Below are 5922 nucleotides of genomic sequence, written 5' to 3' on the forward strand. Positions count from 1 at the left end.
CGCGGGAGCCGCGGATCCGCGCATTGGCGCGGGCGCTGGCCGGGCTCGCCGCCGAGGAGGCGGACGGCGCGGGCGCCTGAGCGCGGCGGGTTGCCGAGCGCCGCATCGGCCTTCGCGAACGGCCTTGGGCGACGTGAGCTTCCGGTATGCGCCGCGTTCGATCCAGGCGCCCCGAGCCGTCCTCAGCCACGATCCGGCGGCGGCGTATCGGCGGGCGCGCCGGCCGGCTTGCCCGATTCGCGCTCGGCCGGCGTGGCCGGATCGGCATCCTCGGGTATCGCGCCGTCGTGCGCCTCGCGCGCGAGCACGTTGCGCTGGGGGTTGGCGATGCGGATGCCGCGATCGCGGAAGGTCTCGGCGATGCGGCGATTGAATTCGCGCTGCACGCCCCAGCGCGTCGAGTCCTTGCACTGGATCTGCCCGGACATCGCGATCGCCGCGCCGTCCACCGAATCGATGCCCCAGTAGCTGAAGTCCGACAGGATGCCGTCCTTGTACTGCGGATCCTCGCGCAGCGCCGCGCCGATCTCCTTGAGCGTGGCCACCGCCAGGTCGACGTCCTCGCCGTACTGGATGCTGACCTTCACCGCCGCGTTGCCCAGGCCGCGGTTGGTGTTGTTGACGGTCGACACCGAGCTGAACGGCACGGTGTGCAGCGAGCCGTCGCCGGCGCGCAGCCGCACGGTGCGGATCGACAGGTATTCGACGGTGCCCGACACGCCGGCCAGGGTGACCCAGTCGCCCACCTGCATGGCGTTCTCCATCAGCAGGAAGATGCCGGTGATGAAATCCTGCACCAGCTTCTGCGAGCCGAAGCCGAGCGCGACCCCGAAGATGCTGGCGCCGGCCAGCAGCGGCCCGACGTTGACGCCCAGTTCCGACAGCCCGGTGAGCACCACCACCAGCGCGATCATCACGAACAGCAGCGAGCGCAGCATCGGCAGCAGGGTGCGCAGGCGCGCGGCGCGCACCAGGTTGCCCTGCTGGGTCCAGCTGTCGAGCCGGCGCTCGATCGCGATATTGGCCGCTTCCCAGACCAGCAGCGCCACCGCCGCGGCGATCGCGATCGTCACCAGGGCCGAGGCGAGCCGGTGGCCGATGGTGCCGGCCTCGAAGGCGCGCAGCACCGGCACGCCCCAGATCTGCAGCAGCAGGACCAGGGTGACGATGCCGATCACGCCGGAGACGATCTGGCGCGCCAGCGGGTAGTAGCGATAGGCATGGCGATGCACCAGCGTGCCGCGTTCGCTGTCGCGCCGCTGGAACAGCCGTGCGAGCGCGCCGAACACGATGATCGAGACGATCCGCATGCCGATCATCACGGCAATGGTGCGCCCGCCCAGCGCGAACAGCACGTGGTAGCCGTTGTGCACGTCGAGCGCCCAGACGAACCACAGCGCCATCACGATGAACACCGCGGCCGGCGCCCAGGCATCGGCCAGCGCGTTGCCGAGCACCGTCACCGACGGATTGCCGGCCGCGTGGGCGCGGATGCGCGCCGCCACCGGGCGGCTGCACTGCAGGATCAGGATCGACACCATCACGTGGCCCACCAGCGCGACGGCCTTGAGCAGGGCCAGGTGGCCCGCCTCGCTGAGGCCGAAGTTGGCGGCGATCTCGACCACCGCCGCGCAGCCGCCCACCACCAGCCCGATGCGGCGGATCCACTGCTGCGTGAACACGGCCCAGCGATCGCTCATGTGCAGCAGGCGCAGGTTCGGCGCGTCGGGCTGGAGGAACAGGCGCGTGACGATCGCCACCACGCGGCAGATCACGTAGATGTCGATCAGCGCGCTGATCGCGTCGGCCGGCGGCGTGTCGTCCTCGGTCAGCATCGACATCGCCAGCGTCGCCACGCCGACGAACACCAGCACCGGGATCGCCCGCAGCGCCAGGCTCACCAGCGCGCGCGGCATGCGCCGCAGCAGGGTGCTGTGGTGCTGGGCGTGGCCGCGTCCGCGGGTGGCGTGGGCGCTTTGTCGGGCGTCCTGGCTTGCGTCGTCGGCGGGGGCGGTGGCATTCGCCTCGGCGGCGGCGATCGAGGGCGCGGCCTCGCCGCTTGCCGCGCCGGCCGGCTTGGCTTCGGCTTCGGCTTCGGCGCTTTCGTCGTGGTGGCCGTTGGCGCGACGCGCGGCCAGCGCCGCCAGCGCGCGGCGCAGCAGGCGCCGCGCGAACCATTCGATCGCCAGCGCCGGCAGCAGCGCGCCCAGGATCAATTGCAGGAAGTGCATGAAGTCGGCGCGTTCGTCGCCGTGGGTGAGCTTGCTGCGCCACCAACTGCCGACCGAGCCGACGTCGAGCAGCGAGCGCAGCGAATCGCGCAGCGCATTGCCGATCTGCGCGGCCCAGTGCGAGCCCTGGCGCACCAGTTGCGAGGCCAGGCCGTTGGTCTGGAGCGCGACCGGCGTGGACGCCGCCGATGCCGGTGCCGCGCTTGCCGCGGAAGCGGCGCTGGCCGCGCTGGCGGGCACCGGCGTGCTCAGTTCGCCGGCCGCCGCGATGGCGCGCAAGGTGGCCTCGAACTGCGCGCGCTGCTGCGTGTTCTCGAGCACCGCGAGCGCCTGCTTGGCCTGCTGCGGGGTGAGCGGCGGCACGGCGCCGGAAGCGGCCGAGGCCGGCGCCGCGGAGGCGGGCGCGGCCGCATGGGCCGCGGTGACGACGATGGCCAGCAGCCAGCCGATCAGGATCTGTCGCATAGGGAATGGGTGGGGCTCCGCGTCGGCGGCGGCCCGTCTTGGAGAGCGTTGGCAGGACGTTAACATGATTGCGTCCCGCCCCGATTAGTTCCGCCGAGCCTCGGCTCGCGCTCCGGCGGCGCGAATCGTCCCGGGCACCGACAGCCGATCGTCAGCTTCGGCGCGGGAACGCGTTTCGCTACGGTTGCCGGGTTGTTGCCAGGTTGGCTGCCGCCGCGCTGTCACCATGACAGCGCGGCGACTGTCGTCGCGAACCGTCTCTTGCCGCGCGGGCCCGCGGATCCGATAGTCGGGCCGCGGGCCGCTTCGCGTTCCGCCGCGCCCGACGGCGCGCTTCGACACGGAGGACGACACGATGCGATGCTCATTTCCCGCGCCGCCGAGGGCGCATTGGCAACGGCCGAACATGGCGGCGACCGGGCGCGGTACGCCGGGCGGCGGCTTCGGTGACGCAAGCGGCGTGCCGCTTCCGGCGCGCGTGCGCATCGTCGAGGTGGGGCCGCGCGATGGCCTGCAGAACGAGGCGACGCTGGTTGCGACCGCAACCAAGGTCGAGCTGGTCGAGCGGCTGGCCGATGCCGGGCTCGGGCATATCGAGGCGGCCGCCTTCGTCTCGCCGCGGCGTGTGCCGCAGATGGCCGACGGCGCCGATGTGCTGCGCGCGCTGCCCCGTCGCGAGGGCGTGGTGCTGTCGGCGCTGGTGCCGAACCGGCGCGGGCTGGAGGCGGCGCTCGCGGCGCGCTGCGACGAGGTCGCCGTGTTCGCGGCGGCCACCGAGGCCTTCTCGCGAGCCAATATCGAATGCTCGATCGCCGAGAGCCTCGCGCGCTTCGTGCCGGTGATCGAGGCCGCTCGCGAGGCGGGCGTGCCGGTGCGCGGCTACGTGTCCTGCGTGATGGGCTGCCCGTACCAGGGCGAGGTCGCGCCGGCGCAGGCGGCGGCGGTGGCGGGCGAGCTGTACCGGATGGGCTGTCACGAGATCAGCCTCGGCGACACGGTCGGGCGCGGCACGCCGCTCGCCACCCGGCGCCTGGTGGAGGCCTGCGCGCGCGAGGTGCCGCTCGCGGCGCTGGCCGGGCATTTCCACGATACCTGGGGGATGGCGGTGGCCAACGTCTGCGCGGCGCTGGCGGCCGGCATCGCCATCTTCGACGCCTCGGTGGCGGGGATCGGCGGCTGCCCGTTCTCGCCGGGCGCGACCGGCAATCTCGCCAGCGAGGACCTGGCCTATCTCTGCGAGGGGCTGGGGATCGAGACCGGCGTGGACCTGGCGCGGCTGGTCGAGGCCGGCGAATTCATCTCGCGCGCGCTGGGGCGGCCTGGTGCCTCGCGGGTGGGGCGGGCCTGGCGAGCGCGGCACGCGGCCGGTGCGGCGGCCTGTGCCTGAGCCAAGCCCAAGCCGCGCGCGCCTGACGCTCAAACCAGGCGCAGATCCTCCACCAGCGGATCGCAGACCAGCATGTAGCCCGGCGCGTGCGTGATGCAGATCGGCGGGCGCGCCTCGATCACGGCCGCTTGCGGAGTGACGCCGCAACCCCAGAACACCGGCTGCTCGCCGGCGCGGATCTCGGTGGGCTCGCCCTCGTCGGGGCGGTTCACGTCGGCGATGCCGATCGCGGCCGGATCGCCGACATGCAGCGGCGCACCGTGCGCGCCGGGCAGGCGCGCGCAGACCTCGAAGGCGATCGCGGTTTGCTCGGCCGTGTAGGGCCGCATCGAGACCACGGTAGGCCCGCGGAACGGCCCCACCGGCACGGTCGGGATCGCGCTGCGGTACATCGGCACCACCTTGCGCTCGTCGACGTGCCGCACGCTCAGCCCGGCCTGCTCCAGGGCATGTTCGAAGGACAGCGAGCAGCCGATCACGAAGCCGACGAAATCGTCCTGCCAGAGCGAGGCGATCTCGCGCGGTTCGTCGACCAGCACGCCGTCGCGCCAGACGCGGTAGCGCGGCAGGTCGCGGCGCAGGTCGAGGTCCTCGCCGAGCGCGGGCAGCAGCGGGCTGCCCGGCTCGGTCATGCCGATCAGCGGGCAGGGCGTCGGATTGGCGCGGCAGTAGGCGGCGAAATCGTCGGCCCAGGCGGCCGGCAGGATCACCAGGTTGCCTTGCGCGTGGCCCGGCGCGGCGCCGCTGGTATTGCCGTCGTAGCCGGCGCGGAACGCCAGCCGCGCGGCGCGGGGCGTGTCGAGCGCGGGTGCATCGGGCGAGGCGTGCAGGGCGCCTGAGTCGATCGTGTTCATCCGGGAGCGATCCTCATTCGGTCTTCATGCGGTCGTCATTCGAGCGCGGCATCGGCCGTCTCGCGCATCCTCAGCAGGGCCAGGCCGCCGATCACGAGCGCGCCCACCATCAGGAAGGCCGGCGACATCAGGTTGCCGGTGCTGCCGATCAGCGCGGTGGCCAGGTAGGGCGTCACGCCGCCGCCGAGCATCGCGCCGAAGTTGAAGCTGAAGGCCATGCCGGTGTAGCGCACGCGGGTGGGGAACTGCTCGGCGTAGGTGGGGTAGCCGACCGACTGCACGGCCGGCATCGGCAGCGCCACCACGAACATCGCCAGCGCGGCCAGCGCGAAGCTCTGCTGGTTCATCAGCACCATCATCGGGAAGATCAGCGCGATGTAGCCGGCGAAGCCGACCAGCAGCACGCGGCGCCGGCCGATGCGATCCGACAGCCCGCCCCACAAGGGCATCAGCGCCGCCATCGCGAGGCTGATCACGGCCATCAGGGTGAACACGCTGGCCTTGTCGTACTTCAGGTAGCTGGTCAGGTAGATGTTCATGAAGATGAAGCCGACCCAGTAGCCGGCGTTCTGGCCCAGCGATATCAGGAACACCTTCAGCAGGGCCGCGCGGTGATGCGCGAACAGCTCGGAGAGCGGCGCCTTGACGGTCTCGTGGCGCGCGGCCGACTGGCGGAACGCCACCGATTCGTCCACGCGCTTGCGGATCAGCGCCGACAGCAGCACCAGCGGCAGCGCCGCCAGGAACGGGATGCGCCAGCCGCCGGCGTGCATCTGCTCGGCGCCGACCAGGGCCGTGGTCAGCCCGCAGACGGTGGCGGCCAGCGCCCCGCCGATCGCCACGCCCACCGGCGTGAAGGCGCCGTAGAAGCCGCGCCGGCCGCGCGGCGCCGATTCGGCGAGATAGGTGGCCGCGCCCGTCACCTCGGCGCCGGAGAAGAAGCCCTGCGCGAGGCGCGCCAGCAGCAGCGCCACCGGCGCGGCCA

At 72.5% G+C, this 5922-nt stretch carries 4 protein-coding genes; 1 reads left to right on the plus strand and 3 read right to left on the minus strand.

Features of this window, described 5'->3' with window-relative positions; all coding sequences use genetic code 11:
• Window positions 1-182: 182 nt before the first annotated feature.
• Window positions 183-2696, minus strand: coding sequence for a mechanosensitive ion channel domain-containing protein (locus F3J18_RS35180; protein WP_166916724.1), 2514 nt, complete (start codon window positions 2694-2696; stop codon window positions 183-185).
• Between the two features lie 406 nt (window positions 2697-3102).
• Between F3J18_RS35180 and F3J18_RS35185 the strand changes: the two genes are divergently transcribed.
• Window positions 3103-4083 (plus strand): hydroxymethylglutaryl-CoA lyase, encoded by a 981-nt coding sequence (locus tag F3J18_RS35185; protein ID WP_205195703.1) that lies wholly within the window; start codon window positions 3103-3105, stop codon window positions 4081-4083.
• Between the two features lie 29 nt (window positions 4084-4112).
• Here the strand turns inward: F3J18_RS35185 and F3J18_RS35190 are convergent, their stop codons facing one another.
• Together F3J18_RS35190 and F3J18_RS35195 are read right to left on the minus strand one after the other, a co-directional pair.
• A complete protein-coding gene (locus tag F3J18_RS35190; protein ID WP_166916726.1) occupies window positions 4113-4937 on the minus strand; it encodes a putative hydro-lyase in 825 nt (274 codons plus the stop codon).
• 35 nt (window positions 4938-4972) lie between these two features.
• On the minus strand, window positions 4973-5922 hold a 950-nt coding region (locus F3J18_RS35195; RefSeq protein WP_166916728.1), incomplete at its 5' end, for an MFS transporter.

It is taken from the genome of Burkholderia sp. Ax-1720, from assembly GCF_011753035.1.
GTDB lineage: Bacteria > Pseudomonadota > Gammaproteobacteria > Burkholderiales > Burkholderiaceae > Burkholderia > Burkholderia gladioli.

What these genes read in the sequence shown, in the direction of transcription:
- F3J18_RS35180 (WP_166916724.1), bottom strand. Translation starts at nt 2,696, where the DNA reads ATGCGACAGATCCTGATCGGCTGGCTGCTGGCCATCGTCGTCACCGCG.
- F3J18_RS35185 (WP_205195703.1), top strand. Translation starts at nt 3,103, where the DNA reads ATGGCGGCGACCGGGCGCGGTACGCCGGGCGGCGGCTTCGGTGACGCA.
- F3J18_RS35190 (WP_166916726.1), bottom strand. Translation starts at nt 4,937, where the DNA reads ATGAACACGATCGACTCAGGCGCCCTGCACGCCTCGCCCGATGCACCC.